Source organism: Actinophytocola sediminis (assembly GCF_054779715.1).
On record NZ_BAAGXS010000004.1, the window covers coordinates 91909 to 108846 of the forward strand.

At 70.7% G+C, this 16938-nt stretch carries 18 protein-coding genes; 6 read left to right on the forward strand and 12 right to left on the reverse strand.

The genetic code is table 11. The features are described from left to right. Positions 1 to 50: 50 nt before the first annotated feature. Both ACYVIP_RS02595 and ACYVIP_RS02600 read right to left on the reverse strand, forming a co-directional pair. Positions 51 to 1352, reverse strand: a complete 1302-nt coding sequence (locus tag ACYVIP_RS02595; RefSeq protein WP_460391533.1) for an MFS transporter — start codon at positions 1350 to 1352, stop codon at positions 51 to 53. A gap of 40 nt (positions 1353 to 1392) precedes the next feature. Continuing rightward, complete coding sequence (locus ACYVIP_RS02600; protein ID WP_460391535.1) at positions 1393 to 2220, reverse strand: hypothetical protein; 828 nt, start codon at positions 2218 to 2220, stop codon at positions 1393 to 1395. A gap of 99 nt (positions 2221 to 2319) precedes the next feature. On the opposite strand from ACYVIP_RS02600, the gene ACYVIP_RS02605 reads away from it, so the two are divergent. From ACYVIP_RS02605 to ACYVIP_RS02625, 5 genes are all read left to right on the forward strand, one after another. Beyond that, on the forward strand, positions 2320 to 3663 hold the full coding sequence (locus ACYVIP_RS02605) for a Zn-ribbon domain-containing OB-fold protein (protein ID WP_460391537.1): 1344 nt from the start codon (positions 2320 to 2322) through the stop codon (positions 3661 to 3663). Continuing rightward, entirely contained in the window at positions 3660 to 4850 is a 1191-nt protein-coding gene (locus ACYVIP_RS02610; protein ID WP_460391539.1) for a thiolase C-terminal domain-containing protein, read from the forward strand. Before ACYVIP_RS02605 ends, ACYVIP_RS02610 begins: the two co-directional genes overlap by 4 nt. Continuing rightward, a complete protein-coding gene (locus tag ACYVIP_RS02615; protein ID WP_460391541.1) occupies positions 4847 to 6451 on the forward strand; it encodes a class I adenylate-forming enzyme family protein in 1605 nt (534 codons plus the stop codon). The genes ACYVIP_RS02610 and ACYVIP_RS02615 overlap by 4 nt, the downstream gene beginning before the upstream one ends. A 67-nt stretch (positions 6452 to 6518) precedes the next feature. Further along, positions 6519 to 7007: a DUF222 domain-containing protein gene (locus ACYVIP_RS02620; RefSeq protein ID WP_460391543.1), complete on the forward strand. Its 489-nt coding sequence runs from the start codon at positions 6519 to 6521 to the stop codon at positions 7005 to 7007. A gap of 88 nt (positions 7008 to 7095) precedes the next feature. Then, positions 7096 to 7638 (forward strand): HNH endonuclease signature motif containing protein, encoded by a 543-nt coding sequence (locus ACYVIP_RS02625; RefSeq protein ID WP_460391545.1) that lies wholly within the window; start codon positions 7096 to 7098, stop codon positions 7636 to 7638. 24 nt (positions 7639 to 7662) lie between these two features. On the opposite strand, the gene ACYVIP_RS02630 is transcribed toward ACYVIP_RS02625, so the two are convergent. From ACYVIP_RS02630 to ACYVIP_RS02650, 5 genes are all read right to left on the reverse strand, one after another. Then, a complete protein-coding gene (locus ACYVIP_RS02630) occupies positions 7663 to 7818 on the reverse strand; it encodes a DUF397 domain-containing protein (protein WP_460391649.1) in 156 nt (51 codons plus the stop codon). 127 nt (positions 7819 to 7945) lie between these two features. Next, the gene (locus ACYVIP_RS02635) at positions 7946 to 8632 is read right to left on the reverse strand and encodes a GntR family transcriptional regulator (RefSeq protein WP_460391547.1); all 687 of its coding nucleotides are present in this window, start codon (positions 8630 to 8632) and stop codon (positions 7946 to 7948) included. 47 nt (positions 8633 to 8679) lie between these two features. Then, the gene (locus ACYVIP_RS02640; protein ID WP_460391549.1) at positions 8680 to 8979 is read right to left on the reverse strand and encodes a carboxymuconolactone decarboxylase family protein; all 300 of its coding nucleotides are present in this window, start codon (positions 8977 to 8979) and stop codon (positions 8680 to 8682) included. 16 nt (positions 8980 to 8995) lie between these two features. Next, complete coding sequence (locus tag ACYVIP_RS02645; protein ID WP_460391551.1) at positions 8996 to 10720, reverse strand: CoA-transferase; 1725 nt, start codon at positions 10718 to 10720, stop codon at positions 8996 to 8998. Then, positions 10717 to 11541, reverse strand: a complete 825-nt coding sequence (locus ACYVIP_RS02650) for an enoyl-CoA hydratase-related protein (protein ID WP_460391553.1) — start codon at positions 11539 to 11541, stop codon at positions 10717 to 10719. The genes ACYVIP_RS02645 and ACYVIP_RS02650 overlap by 4 nt, the downstream gene beginning before the upstream one ends. Positions 11542 to 11601: 60 nt before the next feature. Here ACYVIP_RS02650 and ACYVIP_RS02655 point away from each other — a divergent pair, with 60 nt between their 5' ends. Continuing rightward, entirely contained in the window at positions 11602 to 12444 is an 843-nt protein-coding gene (locus ACYVIP_RS02655; protein ID WP_460391555.1) for a hypothetical protein, read from the forward strand. A gap of 39 nt (positions 12445 to 12483) precedes the next feature. On the opposite strand, the gene ACYVIP_RS02660 is transcribed toward ACYVIP_RS02655, so the two are convergent. The 5 genes from ACYVIP_RS02660 to ACYVIP_RS02680 all read right to left on the reverse strand — a co-directional run bounded on the left by ACYVIP_RS02660 (position 12484) and on the right by ACYVIP_RS02680 (position 16923). Then, the gene (locus tag ACYVIP_RS02660; RefSeq protein ID WP_460391557.1) at positions 12484 to 12651 is read right to left on the reverse strand and encodes a hypothetical protein; all 168 of its coding nucleotides are present in this window, start codon (positions 12649 to 12651) and stop codon (positions 12484 to 12486) included. 61 nt (positions 12652 to 12712) lie between these two features. After that, positions 12713 to 13480, reverse strand: coding sequence for an enoyl-CoA hydratase (locus tag ACYVIP_RS02665; protein ID WP_460391559.1), 768 nt, complete (start codon positions 13478 to 13480; stop codon positions 12713 to 12715). Between the two features lie 49 nt (positions 13481 to 13529). Next, positions 13530 to 14774 carry a ferredoxin reductase domain-containing protein gene (locus ACYVIP_RS02670; RefSeq protein WP_460391561.1) on the reverse strand — a complete coding sequence of 415 codons (1245 nt, stop codon included), beginning with the start codon at positions 14772 to 14774 and terminating at the stop codon, positions 13530 to 13532. Continuing rightward, positions 14771 to 16306, reverse strand: coding sequence for an amino acid adenylation domain-containing protein (locus ACYVIP_RS02675; protein ID WP_460391563.1), 1536 nt, complete (start codon positions 16304 to 16306; stop codon positions 14771 to 14773). The genes ACYVIP_RS02670 and ACYVIP_RS02675 overlap by 4 nt, the downstream gene beginning before the upstream one ends. 185 nt (positions 16307 to 16491) lie before the next feature. Further along, a complete protein-coding gene (locus tag ACYVIP_RS02680) occupies positions 16492 to 16923 on the reverse strand; it encodes a GreA/GreB family elongation factor (RefSeq protein WP_460391565.1) in 432 nt (143 codons plus the stop codon). Positions 16924 to 16938: the final 15 nt, after the last annotated feature.

Genomic DNA, 16938 nt, shown 5'->3' on the forward strand with positions numbered 1-16938 from the left:
GATCCGGGCCGCCTGAACCGCCCTCCCGACAACGCCGGGAGGGCGGGGCCTTACCAGGCGTCGACCTCCCGACGCGGGGCGCACAGCGTGGCGCCGGTGCCGACGACGGCGACCAGCCCGATGCACAGCACCAGCACCCACGGGCTGTCGCCGTTGGAGGTGACCAGCGCGGTGGCCACCAGCGGCAGCGGGCCGCCGAACACCGCGCCGGAGAGCTGGAAGCCGAACGTCATGCCGGTGTAGCGGACGTTGGTGGGGAACAGCACGCCGAAGAACGACGCCTGGGCGCCGAAGCCGAGACCGGCGGTGAGTCCGAAGAGGACACCGAGGCCGAGCAGCAGCAGTACCACGCTGCCCGAGTCGACCATGGGGAAGATGACCGCGAACACCGGGATGGAGATGACACACGACACCAGGAAGGCGTTGCGGTAGCCGAACTTGTCCGCCCAGCGGCCGACGGTCGGGATGGTCACGATCATCACCGCGGCGGCCATGATGACCGCGAGCAGCGCCTCGGTCTGGGTGAACCCGGCGACCTTCGTGGCGTAGCTGAGCATGTAGGTCGCGCCGACGAAGAAGACCACGGTCAGGCTGCCCTGCGCGAAGAACACGATCAGCGACTGCTTCCAGTACTTGCGCAGCACCTCGCCGAGCGGGAACTTGTGCACCTCGTTCTCCGACCGAACCTGCGTGAAGTCCTCGGTCTCGGCCAGGCCACGGCGGATGTAGACGCCGACGAACACGAACACGAAGCTGATCAGGAACGGCACCCGCCAGCCCCAGGACAGCAGCTGGTCCTCCGGCAGCGCGTAGAAGATCAGCGACACCAACGACGAGAGCAGCAACCCGATCGGCACGCCGACGTTGGGCAGACTGCCGTACCAGGCCCGTTTCTTGTTCGTCGCGCTCTCCAGCGCGATCAGTGCCGCCCCGGCCCACTCGCCGCTGGCCCCGATGCCCTGCACGAACCGGCACAGGATCAACAGGATCGGGGCGAGCACGCCGATGGCGTCGTAGCTCGGGATCAACCCGATCGCCACGGTGGCCGTGCCCATCATGATGAGCGTGGCGAGCAGGACGTTCTTGCGGCCGATCCGGTCGCCGAGGTGGCCAAGGACGATGCCGCCGAACGGGCGCGCGACGAACGCGACCCCGAAGGTGGCGAAGGACAGCATGATCCCGGTCGCGTCGGTCGCCGACGGGAAGAACACCTTGCTGAACACGAGTGCGGCCGCCGTGCCGAACACGTAGAAGTCGTACCACTCGATCGCACTGCCCACCATGATCGCGGCGAGTGGGGCGCGTTTGGTGTTGTGACCGCCGGTCGTCGACGAGACAGCGTCCACCGTCATGTCGGGTCCTCTCGAGGGAATGTCATCGCTGACGGTGTGATCAGCCGCGCAGCATGGCCGCGGCGGCCGCGGTCGCCGGGTCGCCAACGCCGATGCCGAGCCGGCTGGCCGACTGGTTGACGAACGACACGACGCCGTCGTGATAGGTGCTCGCGCCGTCACCGATCCGGGCGCTGGTCACCGAAACACAGGCTCCGGGAATGCCTGCCCGCTCGAGAATCTCGAGCCCTGCCACTCCGCTGTGCTCGCGGCCGACGCCGCCGTCCGAGCTGATGAACCCGGCCGGCGCGACCTCGAGCGCGTATCCCGCCGCGGTGCGCCCGCCGTGCGAGCCGACACAGACGACGTTGCCCCGATCCTCGGGGAGTGCGAAGCGGATGCTGTCCATCGCGGCGATCGTTCGTCCGTCCTTTTCGGACACAACGGCGCGCCGCTCACGTGGTTGGTCGTCGGCGAACGGGGATCCGTCCCAGGCGAACAACTTGGTCACCGCGTCGGCGACCGAGTCGCCTTGCCGTACGCCGAGGGTTTCGGCCCAGTGGTTGGTGACCGAGATGACGCCCCGGTCCCACATGTCGACCCCGTCGGCGATGCGCGCGGTCATGGTGTCGACCGCGGCGGCCGGAATGCCGGCGCCATCGAGGAACCACAGGCCGGTGACGCCGGCGCCGTCCCGGCCGATGCCGCAGTCGTGCGCGATCACCGCCTTGGGGCGGTAGCGCGCGGCGAACTGGACCGCGACGATGCCGGCGAAACTCGCTCCGATGAGGACGTCGCCCGGTCCGAAGTGGTCGTTCGCGTGCGTGATCGAGTCCATCGCGATCGCGCGGTTGGGCGGCGCGTGCCGCACCACCACATGTCGTTCCACGGCAACGTCACCTCCTTGTCCACGTTGGGGCTACGGTATACCGTATTTGTGGAGATGCGCAATACTACGGCGACGAGCCCGCTACCTCGGAGGACGCTCATGCCCACCATCGGGATCGACTCGGTCAGCGCGTACACGCCTGGTTACCGGCTGAATCAGGGACTCGCCGCCGAACTGGCCGTGCCGCCGGATCGGCCGTTGGCCGCGCCCGACGAGGACGGCCTGACCCTCGCCTGGGAAGCACTGCGCCACCTCACTCCCACTGAGTCCGCAGATGGGTCCACAGATGAGTCCACAGTCGACTCACCGTTGGTGCTCCGGGTACCGGCAGGCGACCTGGAACCACGGGCACTGGCCGCGCACCTCGCCACCGCGGGTCCATTTCGGACACCACGCACCGTGCTGCCGTTGTCCCGGCGCACCGGCGCCACCTCGACGGTGGTCGCCGCCGCCGGTCTCGGCGCCGGCGCCGTCGCGGTGCTCGCCGACCACGGCCGGCCGGCCGGCCCGGTGGCCCCGCCGAGCCAGGACGGCGCGGTGGCCCTGCGCCTCGGCGAGCCGAGGGCGGCCGAGGTGCTCGCCGCCGAGACCCTGCCCGTGCTGGCCTACGACCGGTGGCGGGACACCGAGGAGACCGGGCCGCCCGATCCGCGCTTCGTCGAGGAGACCCTGCTGGCCATCGACGGCGGTGAGCTGCTGGACCGCCTGGTCAAGCGCGCCGGCATCACCAGGGGAGACCTCGCCGGCGTAGTGCTGTCGGCCTGTGTGCCGGTGCGCGCCGCCCGCTGGGCCACGCGCTGGCAGGTGCCGGCGGTGTGGACCGCCGGCCCGGAGTACGCGGCCGGCAGGCTGGCCGCGGCCACGCTGCGCACCGCGTTCGAGCACCTGGCCGACGCCGGCCAGGGCGCGCTGGTCGCGGTGCTCGAACTCGGCTGGGGTGGCGACGGCCTGCTGCTGCGCGCGGGCGAGGACATCGCCGCCGTCAGCCTGGGCGCCACCGCGGCGAACGACGAGTACGGCTACCGGCTGTGGTCGTCCACATTGTCCACGTCGGACAGTGCGATGTGGACCTCGGCGGCCAAGCTGCGGCGGGAGGCGCCCGCGCTGGTCGGACTCGGTGGCACCCGCTGTGAGTCCTGTGCGGACGTGGCGTTCCCGCCGAGGTTCGTCTGCGACCAGTGCGGCGGCGCGGACCTGCGCCCCGTGCCGCTGGCCAGGACCGGCACCGTGCTGAGCCACAACCTCGACCGCCTGTTCGCCGCCCCCGACCGCGACGTGCAGATGGTGGTGGTCGACCTCGACGGCGGCGGCCGGTTCTTCGGCCAGCTCGCGGCCGGCGCCCCCCACTGGGCCGCGGTCGACGACCGGGTCCACCTCGTCCTGCGTCGCCTGCACGACGGCGGCGACCTACCGCACTACTTCTGGAAGGCGGAACTGGCATGACTGACGACGTGGTGGTGTTGGGGGCGGCCAGTACCCCGTTCGGTGAGTTCTTCGACCTCGGTTTCGCCGAGCTGGCCAGGAACGCGACCGCCGGCGCGCTCGCCGACGCCGGCATCGGCCTGGACGATGTGGACGCCGCGTGGCTGGGCACCGCGTTCGCCTACACCTACTCCGACGACGGCAACGCCGGCACCTCGCTGGCCGAGCCGCTGGCCATGCACAACCGGCCGGTGAGCCGGGTCGCGGCCTACTGCGCGTCCGGTTTGGACGCCATCCGCCAGGCCGTGGCCGCACTGCGCGGGCGCACCTGCGACGTGGCGCTGGTGGTCGGCGCGGAGAAGATGCGCGATGTCGGCCCACGCGGCAGCCTGGTCATGCAGCACGTCGACCGGGGGCATCCGATGCTCAGCAAGGGCCGCACCGCGCCAGGGATCTTCGGCATCGTCGCCGAGCGCTACCGCGCGGTGTACGGCGAGGTGCGCCCGGCGATGACCGCGGTGGCCACCAAGAACCACGCCTTCGGCGCGCACAACCCGAGGGCGCACTTCCGCGCCGAGGTGAGCGCCGCGCAGGTGGAGGCCGCGCCAAGGCTGGCCGGCCCGATCGGCCTGTTCGACGCGTGCCCGACCACCGACGGCGCGGCCGCGCTGGTGCTGGTGCGCGCGCAGGACGCGCGCGGCAGGCGGCGGGCCACGATCAGCGGCATCGCCATGTCCAACGATCTCGGCTACTTCACCGCGAACCTGTCCACCCGCTTCGACATGCTCGGCTTCGAGTCCACTCGCAACGCCGCCACCGCCGCCTACGCGCAGGCCGGGGTGACCGCGCCGATCGACCAGCTGGACGTGGTCGAACTGCACGACTGCTTCACCATCACCGAGATCGTCAACTACGAGGACCTCGGTTTCTGCGGCGCCGGCGAGGGCCGGGACCTGGTGCTCTCCGGCGCGACCGGGCCGGGTGGCGTGCTGCCGGTGAACACCTCCGGCGGGCTCAAGGCCTGCGGCCACCCCATCGGCGCGACCGGGGTGCGGATGGTGGTCGACGTGTGCGACCAGCTGTGGGGCCGGGCGGGCGACCGGCAGGTGCCCGGCGCGCGCCAGGGCCTCGCGCACGCGCTTGGCGGGCCGGGTTCGCTGGCCTGCGTCGCGGTGGTCTCCGACCCGGTGGCCGAGGAGGCCGCGTGAACTGGGTCGACCTGTTCGTTGCCAGGACAGAGGAACGCGCGGACGCGGTGTACGCGGCGTCGGGGGAGCGCGAGCTGACCTACGGCCAACTGCGCCGCGCGGTGGACGAGCTGGCCAGCGCACTGCTGGCCGACGGGGTGCGCCCCGGTCAGGTGCTGGCCGTGTGGATGACCAACAGCGTCGATTTCCTGGTGGCCCAGTGGGCGACGTATCGGGTCGGCTGCGCGCTGCTGCCGCTGTACTCCTACTACCGGGAGGTGGAGCTGCGGCACGCGCTGACCGAGTCGCGGGCCAGCGTGCTGTTCGCCACCAGCGACTTCGCCGGCAAGACCGACCCGCTGCCGATCCTGCGCAACCTGCTCGTGCCCGACGAGGACGGCTATGCCGGACTGCCGGACCTGCGCACCGTGATCTCGGTGGAACAGCTCGACCTGCCCGGCGTGCGCACCATGGCCGACTTCGCCGACGGCGTGCCGGTCGAGCACACGGGCCTGGACCGGATCGCCGCCCGCGTCGCGCCGACCGACGTCATGAACATCATGTACACCTCCGGTACGACCGGCCTGCCCAAGGCCGGACTTTCCTTGCACAGCAACAACCTCGCGACGATCACGCACTGGAGCGAGGTCGCCGGCCTCGGTCAGGAGGACGTGGTTCTGGGGCAGGTGCCGATGTTCACCAACTTCGGCTGCCTCTACACCAACGGACTCGCGCTGTACAATGGTTGTCGGCTGGAGGTGACCAGGACCTTCGACGCCGGTGCCAGCCTGGCCCTGATCGGCTCCCGCGGCGTGACCTACATTCCCGGCGCGCCCGAGATGTTCCGGATGTTGTTGTCCCACGAGGACTTCCCGAAGACGGACACGTCGACCGTCCGTGCCGCACACGTCGCCGGCTCGGCGGTCGACCCGGAGCTGATGCGCCGGGTCATCGACGAGCTGGCACCGAACGCCATGCAGGCCTACGGCATGAGCGAATGCGGTGGTCTGTCCACTGTGTCCAGTGCGCGGGATCCGTTGGCCCGCAGACTGGACTCCGTCGGCCGCCCACTGCCCAGCGCGGACGTACGCGTGGTCGACCCCGAAACCGGCGACGAACAGCCGGTCGGTGCGGTAGGCGAGATCTGGTTCGGCGACGTGACACCGGGATCGTGCGTCGGCAAGGGCTACCTGGCGAGCCCGGACGCCACCGCGGCGGCGATCACCCCCGCTGGCTGGTTCCGCTCCGGTGACCTCGGCCGGTTCGACGACGATGGTTATCTGTACTTCGTCGGTCGTAGCAAGAACATGATCACCGTTGGCGGGTTCAACGTGTACCCGGCGGAGGTCGAGCGGCATCTGCAGGCGTGTCCCGGGGTTGCGGCGGCATTCGTGGTCGGCGTGCCGGATGAGCGGCTGGGCAGTGTGCCGGTGGCGTTCGTGGTGCCGGACGGGCAGGTGAGCGCGGACGCGGTGCTGGCGTTCATGCGGGAGCGGGTGTCCAGCCAGAAGCAGCCACGCCGGGTCTGGCTGGTGGCAACGGATGACCTGCCCCGCACGCCATCGGGCAAGATCCGGGTGGCGGACCTGACCGAGCTGGCCCAACACTACGCCGGGTCATGAAGTTCTCGATCAGGTGATTCCCTTTTGTGGCAAGGAAAAGTCTCCAGTTCGAGGGTAAACTGGACGCATGTTCGCTCCCGCTGTCGTCGAGGTGCCACCAGGGGATGCCGCGCAAGCGGTGCCCCTGGCGAAGGCGCTTGGGTTGCAGCGGGTGTCGTGGCAGGCCGAGGGGCATTCGCTGGAGCAGTTGGCGACCTATGCCGCGAACGCGGACGAGAGATTCGCCGCGTTGGAAGTCGCGGCCCTGTATGGGATGTCGGTTCGTGCCGCGCAACGCCGACTTGACCTGGCGGTCACTCTGGCTACCCGGCTTCCGTTGACGCTGGAGGCGGTGAAGCAGGGGCGGTTCGACAGCTACCGGGCCAGTAGGATCGCGGACGCGGTCGCAGCATTGTCTGATCAGGACGCGGCCACCGTCGAAGCGGAAGTAGTTCCCCAGGCTGAGGATCTGGCGCCGGCACCGTTGAATCGTTTGCTGGGTAGGGTGATTCGCCGGGTCGACGCCTCCGTCATCCAACGCCGGCACGAGCAGCGGATGGCNCCACGGTCCCGCTGACCGTGTTCATCTCGTTGATGAGCGGGTAAACGCGATCGCTCATCGTCTCAAGGAGACCGGTGCGGCTGAGGGTCGTAGTCTTGATCAGTTGCGTGCGGATGTCGCGTTGGATCTGTTGGCAGGCAAAGACTTTGAACACGCCAAAGTCACCGTGCAACTCACCCTGCCCGCCACCACCGCACTCGGCGTCACTACGGCGCCTGCTCAGTTGGCTGGTTACGGGGACCTTCCCGCGCAGCGGGCATTGGTGCTCGCCGGGCAGACCGACGCGACCTGGCGGCGGATTCTCACCGATCCCGCGACCGGTCAAGCTGTTGATGTCGGCCGCCGTAGGTACACCCCGCCAGCCGCGTTGCGTGACCAGGTCCGCGCCGAGCTACCAACGTGTACGGCGCCCGGGTGCGTCCGGCCGGCGTATAGATGCGACCTCGATCATCGGCAACCGTTCCCTGACGGGCCAACCAATCGGGACAACCTCCACCCCGCGTGCCGGCGCCATCACCGGGCGAAGACCGTTGGCGGCTGGCGAGTCCGCAACCAGGAACGCGCCCTGGTCTGGTTCTCCCCGGCGGGTTACCGCTACCCCCACCGACCAGAACCCATCGCCGACCCGCACCCGCCGCCGTTCTGACCGATGTTCGGTTGCGCGATGACATCACGCTCCTGGCAGATCGCATCCGCCTTGTTTGGTCGCGGTACGGAAGGCGTGCCAGACGCGGGGGGAGAGAACGAGCGCGCCACTCGCTGGGCTCTTCGAGTCGCGTAACGCGGTCAGCTGCGCGAAAGCCGAAACCGCCGGCCAACAGGCCATGGACACGGCCGGGCATTCGACGACGCCTCGGCCGAGGCCGACTCCGCGTCGGAGAAGCTGGTCTACGCCATGCGGGAGGTTGCGTCGCCGGGTGGTGCGATGAAGAACGCCGCCATCGCACCGGGGTTCAGCCGAGGTCGACGCCGGAGGACTCCAGGAAGCGGATCAGGTCCTCGCCCGCGGCGAGCACGTGGTCGCGCATGAGCGACTCGGCCTTCGGTCCCCGCCGCCGGCGGATGGCCTCCAGGATCTCGGCGTGCTCGGTGTTCGCGCGCGCGGCCCACTCCGGGAACTGCACCAGGTAGTCCCGCGGGATCTGCAGCGCCAACGCCCGCAACGCGGCGATCAGCTTCTGCGAGTCCGCCAGCTGGTTGATCCGCCGGTGAAACCGCCAGTTCAGGTCGGCCATCTCGGTCAGCTGCTCGGGTGCGGCGGTCATCTGCTCGTGGAACTCCCGCAGCTCGACGTGCTGGGCGGGCGTCCCGTGCAGCGCCACCCGACGGGTCGCCAGGCCGTGCAGCATGCCCTCGATCTCGTAGGTGTCCCGGATGTCCTCGCGGCGCATCCGCAGCACCACCAGGTGCCGGCCGCCGTCCGAGGCGACGAAACCCTCGTACATCAACTGCCGCAACGCATCCCGGACCGGCATGCGGCTGGTGCCGAACCGCTCGCACAGATCGCGCTGGCCCAGCCGCTCACCCGGCTTGAGCCGGCCGAAGATGATCTCCCGGCGGATCACGTCGGCGATTTGGGAGCCGAGGGTCGCCCGCTCCAGCCGTACCGAGCTGTCGAAGTCGTCGATCGAAGCGTCCATCATCCCCACGTTCCGCGCCTGGTGTACGAATCCACGGTATACCGGCGTCAATCCGACTCAAGCTCGGCCAGCACCGCCATCCCCTCGATGAGGCAGGTGAACCCGCCGGACAGGCCGGCCAGCTGCAGGGCCTGCACCAACTCCGCCTGGCTGGCACCGGACTCCAGTGCCTTGGCGCCGTGCGAGCGCATGCTCGGCGCGAACCGCAACCCCGCCGACACCGCGAACAGGATCAGCTCCCGGTACTTCGCCGGGATGTCGTCCTTGCCGGTCACGTGCCCGATGTAGGCCACCATCGCGTCGTGGCCGGCCTGGTCGTGCCGGGCCACCTCGTCCCGCCAGTTCATCGTGTCCTCCACTCGTCTAGACCGCGCCGAGAAAGCGCCTGGCCGGGTCGAACGCCCGCAGCATGGCCAGTTCCTCGCCGTTCGGCGCCGGCTCTCTGGTCAGGTTCCTGGCCACGTCGAACTCCCACGCGCACTCGGCGGTCACCGCCGCGACCAGGTCGGACTCGGCACCCTCGCCGAGCACCGAGGTGAGCACGAACCGGTCGCGGTCGCGCTCGAACACCGCGGCCGAGGTGACCACCGTGCGCACCGCGCCACCGGGGCAGGTGACGAACGGCACCTGGCGCACCAGCCGCGACCGCTTGTGGTCGACGGTCACCAGCACCTCGTCCGCGGTCGCGACGTCGTTGGCGCCGCCGGAGCCGACCAGGAACCGGCCGTCGTCGCCGTAGGTCGAGTTCGTGTTGCCGTGCTGGTCGATCTGGGCGGCCCCGATGGCGCCGAACGAGCGCGTCCTCGGGCCGGCGACCATCGCGCCGAGCACGGTCATCACGTCGGTCAGCAGCTTGCACGTCGGCAGGTTGCGCTTGGCGAAGATGAACGGCTCGCCCGCGCGCGGCCGGTAGCCGAACATGCCGATCTCGGCCATCAGCTCGACCTCGACGCCGGTCTCCTTGAGCTCGGTGACCGCGAGCCAGGCGGCCAGGTTCGCCTGGCCGACCCCGGCGAGCACGGCGTGGTGCCCGCCCGCGCGCACCCGTGCGGCGATCCGGCGCGCGGCGGTGACCACCATCGCCTCGGTCGCGTTGTGGCCGGCAGGCCCCGGCGCTGGCTCGGCGAGCCAGGCCGACGGCTCGGCCGCCGCGCGCAACGCGGCCAGCCGGCCGTCGCCGAGCTTGGCCAGGTACTCGTCGTGGTCCGCGGTGCCCAGCAGCCACTCGTCGATCCAGGCACGGAAGCCCTCTGGCGTACGGGAGGCGGTGAACACGTCGCGGACGAACTCCTCGTCCTCCACATAGTCCGCCACGCCAGGGAAACCGGGGTTGTAGGACCCGTACGGGTGCGAGCCGAACGGCACCTCACACACCGCGAGCACCGCGTGCGCCGGGATACGCACCATCGAGGCGTGCTCCCGGATCTGGGCGGTGGACACCACCCGTTCCGCGCACACGATCACGCCCCGTCTCGCCGCCAGCGCGCCCCACAGCCCCTCGCCGTAGGGCGCGGAGAGCACGACGTTGCCGGCCGCGTCGGCGGCGAGTGCCTGGAGCACCACGACATCCGGGCGCAACGCGGCGACCATGCCGGTGCCGTCCGGCAGTTCGGTGTACGCGGTGTCCCGTAGTTCGTCGGCCATGCCGCTGCCCGCGAGCGAGCGCACCGGGAAGTGCGGCACGCCGAGCGCACCGGCGATCAGCCGCGCGGTCAGGCTCCACAGTGACCAGTTCTCCAGCTCGATCCGGCCCTCGGCGAGCGCGCGCTGGAAGGCCCGGTTCGGCCGTGGGGTCGGCAGGTTCTCTCCGGCGAACGAGGCGATCACCTTGCGCACCACGCCGGTCTCCAGCAACGCGTGCTGGGTGCTGACCAGGCCCGCGGTGACGATCGTCAGCCCGGGATCGGTGCCGGCGAAGCGCCGCACGATCTGGTGCAGGGCCGCGTTGGGCCGGGCGTCGGCATAGGCGACGTGCACCATGTCATGTGGACGGACGTGCTCGGCGACCGCGCGCGCCAGGGTGGTGCGCCGGTCGTGGCCCTCGTCGGCCGGGATGGTCAGCCTGGCCAGGACGTCCTCTGGCGTCATGGCGAGCGGAAGCGGGAGAAGTCGGCCGGGCGCTTCTCCAGGAAGGCCGAGGTGCCCTCGTGGAACTCCTCGGTGCCGTGGATGAACGAGATCATCTGGTAGCCGTGCAGCACCGATGGCCACAGCTGGTCGGACTCGAAGTTCAGCGACAGCTTGGCCACCCGCAACGCCTGCGGGCTCATGCTGAGCAACGTGTCGCACCATTCGGCGACCGCGGCGTCGAGCTCCGCTGCCGGCACCACGCGGTTGATCCAGTCCATGTCCAGCGCTTCCTTGGCGCTGTACTGCTTGCACAGCATCACCACCTCGCGGGCGCGCTTCTCGCCGACCAGGCGGGGGAGCAGCTGGGTGCCCCACCAGATCGGCACACTGCCCATCTTCGGGCCGGACTGGCCGAACCGGGAGTCCTCTGTGGCCACTGTGAGATCGCACAGCAGCTGGAGCTCGTTGCCGCCACCGACGGCGAAGCCGTGCACTCTGGCGATCACCGGCTTGCCACAGCCGCGGATGATCATCGCGAGCATGGTGGTGCGCCGGGCGAGCTGGTGTGCGCCAGCCGGGGTGGAGGCGTGTTCCCACTCGATGTCCCCGCCCGAGCAGAAGGCCTTGTCCCCGGCGCCGGTGAGCACGATGACGCCGATACTGGTGTCCGCCTCCGCCGCGCGGAACGCGTCGATCAGCTCGTCGAGCGTCTCCTCGCGGAAGGCGTTGCGCTTCTCCGGCCGGTTGATCGTGATCGTCGCGACGTGGTCCGCAGCCGCGTAGATGATGTCCTGGTAGGCCACCGCACCGTCCTTTCCGTACTCCAGAGAGCGTAACATCTCCGGTATCCCGTATACCATTATCGGGGATACCGAGGCCCGAGTCAGGAGCGGTGTGACATGGCGTTGAGCGACGGCAGCTCTCACACGGTGGTGTGGGAGCAGGACGGGTCGCGGATCGTGTGTATGGACTCGATGGGGCACGCCGACCACCGGCTGACCCCGCTGGACGTGGCGGTCGCCGGCTCACACAGCGCGGTCTGCGCGGTGGAACTGGTGCTACACCTGCGGTTGCGCGGGCTGATCGGCCACGCCGCCGGCCCAGGGCGCGACGATGGCGGCATCTCCGGCCTGCCGGTGCTCGACCGCGCCGGCGTGCCGGCCGCCGCGGTCGACGGCCGCAGCGCGCCGATCGCCGACGGCGTGGCGATGTACGAGCGCGGCACGATCCTGGCGGTGAACGAGGGTGCCGCCGCGCTCGGCGTGGTCGCCGGCATGCCGGCCAGGGAGGCCGCCCGGCTGCTGGCCACCGGGCGGCTGGGGCCGGTCGGGGTCAAGCGGGTGCAGCACGTGCTGCACGACGGGCCGAGCGGCCGGGTGATCGGCCTGGACACCATCGCCCACGGTGACGAGCGGATCAACGGCACGGTGATCTGCATGGGGTCGCACTCCGGCGTGGCGATGGCCGACTACCTGGAGGGCTACCAGGTGCGCGGCACCATCACCAACGACGCCGGGCAGCCGCTGGAGCGCTCGGCCGTGCGCGGCATGGACCGCCTCGCCGAGCGCGACATCCCGGCCGCCGTGGTCGCCGGCACGACGGCCGCGGTCGGCGACGGGCGCGGCACCTACCAAACCGGGGTGGTCAGCGAGGTCAACCAGGTCGCCGAGGCCATCGGCATCACCCCCGGCATGCCAGCCGCGACAGCCGCCCAACGCATGCTCGCCCGCGTCATGCCCTGAATGGGGCATTCGCGACGTTCACCGTCCCGAATGGGGCATTCAGGGCAGTTGACCCTCGCCGGTGACCGTGGCTCCGCAGCGGCCGCAGACCGCGGGCAGTTCCTGCTCGACGAGCAGGCCACACTCCGGACACACCTGGGCCAGCCAGCACACCGGGTCTCCGCCGGAGACCTCGCGCTCGTTGTCCGGCCCGTCGTCCGCCCGCATCGCGCACCTCCGGGTACAGCGTGCCACCCCGCCCATCCAGGACGGGGTGGCACGCCGGCGGTCAGCGTCCGGTGAATCGCGGTGGCCGCTTCTCCAGGAAGGCGGCCATGCCCTCCTTCTGGTCGTCGGCCGCGAACAGGGCGTGGAAGGTCCGCCGCTCGAACAGCACGCCCTCAGTCAGCCCCACCTCCAGCGCCCGCTCGACGGCCTCACGGGCGACCATGGTCACCGGCTTGCTGTAGGACGCGATGGTCGCCGCCGCGGCCGCCGCCTCGGCCAGCAGCGACTCGGCGGGCACCACCCGCGCCACCAGGCCGGCGCGTTCGGCCTCGGTGGCGTCCATCAGCCGGCCGGTGAGGATCAGGTCCATCGCCTTGGCCTTGCCGACCAGGCTGGTCAGCCGCTGCGTGCCGCCGATGCCGGGAATCACCCCCAGCTTGATCTCCGGCTGGCCGAACTTCGCCGTGTCGGCGGCGATCACGAAGTCGCACATCATGGCCAGCTCACAGCCGCCGCCAAGCGCGTACCCGGCCACCGCCGCGATCTTCGGGGTGCGCAGCGCCGCGAAGTCGTCCCAGCCGGCGAAGAAGTTCTCGGTGAACATCTCCATGGCCGACTTCGGCGCCATCTCCTTGATGTCCGCGCCGGCCGCGAAGGCCCTGGCCGACCCGGTGAGCACGAAACAGCCGACCTCGGGGTCGGCGTCGAGCGGGGTGAGCTCGGCGATCAGCTCGGCCAGCAGCTCGCTGTTGAGCGCGTTGAGCACCTCCGGCCGGTTCAGGGTGACGGTGACGACGCGGCCGTCGCGGTCGATCTTCAGGTTGCTCATGACTTGTCCTATCGATTGGGGGAGTGCGCCATCAGGCAAACTCCCTTTCTCAGGAGTCCCAGATGGCGCCGTAGGCAGGGATGCCGCGCCGTTCCAGGCCGTGCACCACCTGCCAGGTGAGCTTCTTGTTGGAGATGCAGATGACCGCCTCGGCGCCGAAGTCGCGGTAGGCCTCGTAGGCCAGCGCCACCATGTCCGGCTTGCCGTGGGCACCGGTGTCCCAGATGACGGCTTCGGGCTGCACGGCGAGGATCTCGTCGACCAGCCCGTCGCCGTAGGTGACCCTCGGCGTGCGGGTGGCCCACACGAGCCGCGCCGGCACCTTCTGCGCGAGCAGGTGCGGCAGGCACGGCCCGATCCCGCTGCCGGTGGCCACGTAGACCACCTTGCGGAACAACACCTCGATGTTGGCCACCCCCGCCGTGGTGATGCCCTTGACCCAGACGTGTGACGGGGCGTCGTCGATGAACGACCCGGTCCAGTCGCCCGCCCGGGAGATGGTCAGCCGGAAACCCGGCTGACCGGGTGCCGGCACGTTGGCGAACGAGTGCCACTCGGTGAGCGGGCGGCGGCTGATGGCCGTGGACGAGCCGGGGAACGGGGTGACGCCGTGGTCGAAGCGCGCCAGCGCCACGTGACTCGACGGCCGCTCGATCCGCACCCGCACCCGCCGCAGCCGCAGCCACGGCAGGGCCACGCTGACCGTGATCAGCGCGAGCACCCACACGCTCGCGTCCAGCAGCAGCGTCTGGGCCCACAGCAGCGCGAGCGCCGCCCAGCCGCCGAACCGGTGCGCCCGCTCGAACACGTTGTGGCGCCTGGCCCGGACCGCCGGCAGCGCGGTCGCCACCATGCCGGCCAGCAGCGCCACCAGCGCGTAGGACACGACGAGCACCGCGGGCCCGGCCGTGCCGGTCAGCGACACCACCGACACGACGAACCAGACCGAGCCGACGACCGCGCCGCCCACGTGCAGCCCGCCGAAGTGGTAGACCTTCGCGAGCGTCCACCTGAGCTTGAGCGGCCAGCTGGTCGGCGCCCGGGTGGCCAGCCAGAACAGCAGGTTGATCACGTACTGCTGACGGATCACCACGGCCAGCGCGAAGTTGCCGAGCGCGAGTTCGGCGGCCGTGGTCGCCGTCAGCGTCAGGCCGGGCAGCAATGCCAGGTTCACCACCACGACCAGCGCGATCAGCCGGTTGTAGTGCATGAGCCGGGGGTGTTTGCCGAGCCGGCGGGCCAGCCCGGTCGGCGCGGGCAGGGCCGTCTGGGGGCCGGGGAGGACGGCGGTCACGCGGTGACCTCCGCGAGCTCGAGCAGCGCCGCCTTGTCGATCTTGCCGCGGCTGGTCTGCGGCAGCACGGGCAGCGGGTGCACCGCCGCCGGCACGCAGTAGTACGGCAGGGCCGCGGCCACCGCGAACTTCGCCTCGTCGGGGTCGACCCCCACGCCGGCCACGAACGACACCAGCCGCTGCTCGTCGAGTTTCAACGTGACCGCGCGCGTGCACCCGGGCACCGACTCGAGCACGGCGGACACCGAGTCCAGCTCCACCCGGAAGCCGCGGATCTTCACCTGGTCGTCGGTGCGCCCGAGGTGCTCCAGCTCGCCGTCCGGGGTCCACCGGCCGAGGTCGCGGGTGCGGAACATGAGCCGCCCGCCGCCGAGGAACGGGTCGGGCGCGTAACGCCGCGCGGTCAGCCCCGGGTTGGCCAGGTAGCCGGCGGACACGCAGTCCCCGCCCGCCCACATCTCGCCCGGCTCGCCGACGCGGCAGGGCCGCAGGCGCTCGTCGAGCACGTAGACCGTGTTGTTGGGTGTTGGCCGGCCGATGGTGAGCAGTGCCGCGGCCGGGTCGTGGCGGCGCATGGTGTTCACGATGGTGACCTCGGTGGGGCCGCAGCCGTTGTAGAAGGTGGCGTGCCTGGCCCACCGGTCGGCCAGGGCACGGGGGCACGGCTCGCCGGCGACCGCCACCACCCGCACGTCCGGGCAGTCGGCCGGGTCGACGCGGCTGAGGATGGTGGGCGTGGCGATCACCACGTGCACCCGCCGGACGGTCTCGGCGATGTCGTCGCCGCGGATCACCAGCGTGCCGCCGTGGGACAGACAGCCGAGGATCTCCCAGGCGGCCATGTCGAAGGCGATGTTGAGCAGTTGGCCGACGCGCAGGCCGGGGCGGATGCCCAGGTCACCCGGTTCGGTGAGCAGCAGGTTGGTGACGTTGCCGTGGGTGACGGTGACGCCGTTGGGCCTGCCCGTGGTGCCGGAGGTGAACAGGACGTAGCACCCGTCGCCGGGGCGGGCGGCGCGGGCGGGGGTGAAGCTGTCCGCGCCGGGTGAGGTGGCCATGAGCGTGTCGACCGCGATGGTCGGCCGGCCCGGGGGCACCCGGTTGGCCAGGGCCGACAGCGTGAGAACCACCTTCGGCGCGGCCGTGTCGAGCACGTGCCGCAGCTGTGCGGGTGGGGCGATCACCACGTCCTGCGGGACGTAGGCGGCGCCGGCCTTCAGCGTGGCGAGGATGCCGACCACCATGGGGATCGACCGGCGCAGGAACACGCCGACGTGGTCGCCGGGCGCCACGCCGTTGGCCGCGAGCACCGTGGCCAGCTGGTTGGCCTGCCGGTTCAGCTCGCCGTAGGTGAGCCGGGTGTCGTGGTGGGTGACGGCCACCGCGTCGGGGTGGCGCGCGGCCAGTTCCTCGATGGCGTGGTGCACGGCGCGGTGGCGCACCGGCCGCCGCGGTCCCTGGCCGAACAACTGGAGCAGCTGCCGGTCCGCGGGCGGCAGCCGGTGCGATGTCGATCTGCTTGTCTCGTCCATCGGATCAGTCCTCCGGGTGAGTCGCCGCCACACCGTCGCGTGTGACGGGGGCCACTGGCGGCCCGGAGGTACATAAGCGTCCGGATCATGGATGGTTCAAAATGAACTCACTCGTTTATCTGTTCGTTAGATTTCTACACTCCTTGATCGGCCAACCAGACGAATCCCGTTCGCGGGGAACGGTTTCAGGCGCCGCGGTAGTGGCTGTAGGGCACCGCGTCGATGAGCGTGATGTGCACGGTGGCTCCGCTTGGCACCTCGTAGGCGCGCCGCTCGCCCCGGCGGGCGCCGGCCAGTGCGGTGCCCAGCGGGGAGCCGGGGGAGTAGACCTCGATGTCCAGGTCCTCGCCGTGTTCCGCGCCGCGCACGCCGAGCAGGAACGTCTCGGTGTCGCCGTCGTCGTCGTAGCGGACGGTCAGCACCATGCCCGGCTCGGCCATGCCGTCGTCCGGCGGGTCCTGGCCGACCACGGCGGTGCGCAGCAGCTCCTGGATCTCCCGCACGCGCGCGTCCCGCTCCGGCTCGCCGACCGGGCGCGCGGCCTGCAGTGCGGCGAGCTCGGCGCGCAGCCGCTGGTCGGCCTCCTGCGTCAACCAGACGCGTTCGATGCTGGTCATGTTCTTTTCCTCCAG

Coding starts and splice junctions, on each gene's coding strand:
- ACYVIP_RS02595 (WP_460391533.1), bottom strand. CDS start 1,352: ATGACGGTGGACGCTGTCTCGTCGACGACCGGCGGTCACAACACCAAA.
- ACYVIP_RS02605 (WP_460391537.1), top strand. CDS start 2,320: ATGCCCACCATCGGGATCGACTCGGTCAGCGCGTACACGCCTGGTTAC.
- ACYVIP_RS02610 (WP_460391539.1), top strand. CDS start 3,660: ATGACTGACGACGTGGTGGTGTTGGGGGCGGCCAGTACCCCGTTCGGT.
- ACYVIP_RS02630 (WP_460391649.1), bottom strand. CDS start 7,818: ATGGCCTGTTGGCCGGCGGTTTCGGCTTTCGCGCAGCTGACCGCGTTA.
- ACYVIP_RS02635 (WP_460391547.1), bottom strand. CDS start 8,632: ATGGACGCTTCGATCGACGACTTCGACAGCTCGGTACGGCTGGAGCGG.
- ACYVIP_RS02640 (WP_460391549.1), bottom strand. CDS start 8,979: ATGAACTGGCGGGACGAGGTGGCCCGGCACGACCAGGCCGGCCACGAC.
- ACYVIP_RS02645 (WP_460391551.1), bottom strand. CDS start 10,720: ATGACGCCAGAGGACGTCCTGGCCAGGCTGACCATCCCGGCCGACGAG.
- ACYVIP_RS02650 (WP_460391553.1), bottom strand. CDS start 11,541: ATGTTACGCTCTCTGGAGTACGGAAAGGACGGTGCGGTGGCCTACCAG.
- ACYVIP_RS02655 (WP_460391555.1), top strand. CDS start 11,602: ATGGCGTTGAGCGACGGCAGCTCTCACACGGTGGTGTGGGAGCAGGAC.
- ACYVIP_RS02660 (WP_460391557.1), bottom strand. CDS start 12,651: ATGCGGGCGGACGACGGGCCGGACAACGAGCGCGAGGTCTCCGGCGGA.
- ACYVIP_RS02665 (WP_460391559.1), bottom strand. CDS start 13,480: ATGAGCAACCTGAAGATCGACCGCGACGGCCGCGTCGTCACCGTCACC.
- ACYVIP_RS02675 (WP_460391563.1), bottom strand. CDS start 16,306: ATGGACGAGACAAGCAGATCGACATCGCACCGGCTGCCGCCCGCGGAC.
- ACYVIP_RS02680 (WP_460391565.1), bottom strand. CDS start 16,923: ATGACCAGCATCGAACGCGTCTGGTTGACGCAGGAGGCCGACCAGCGG.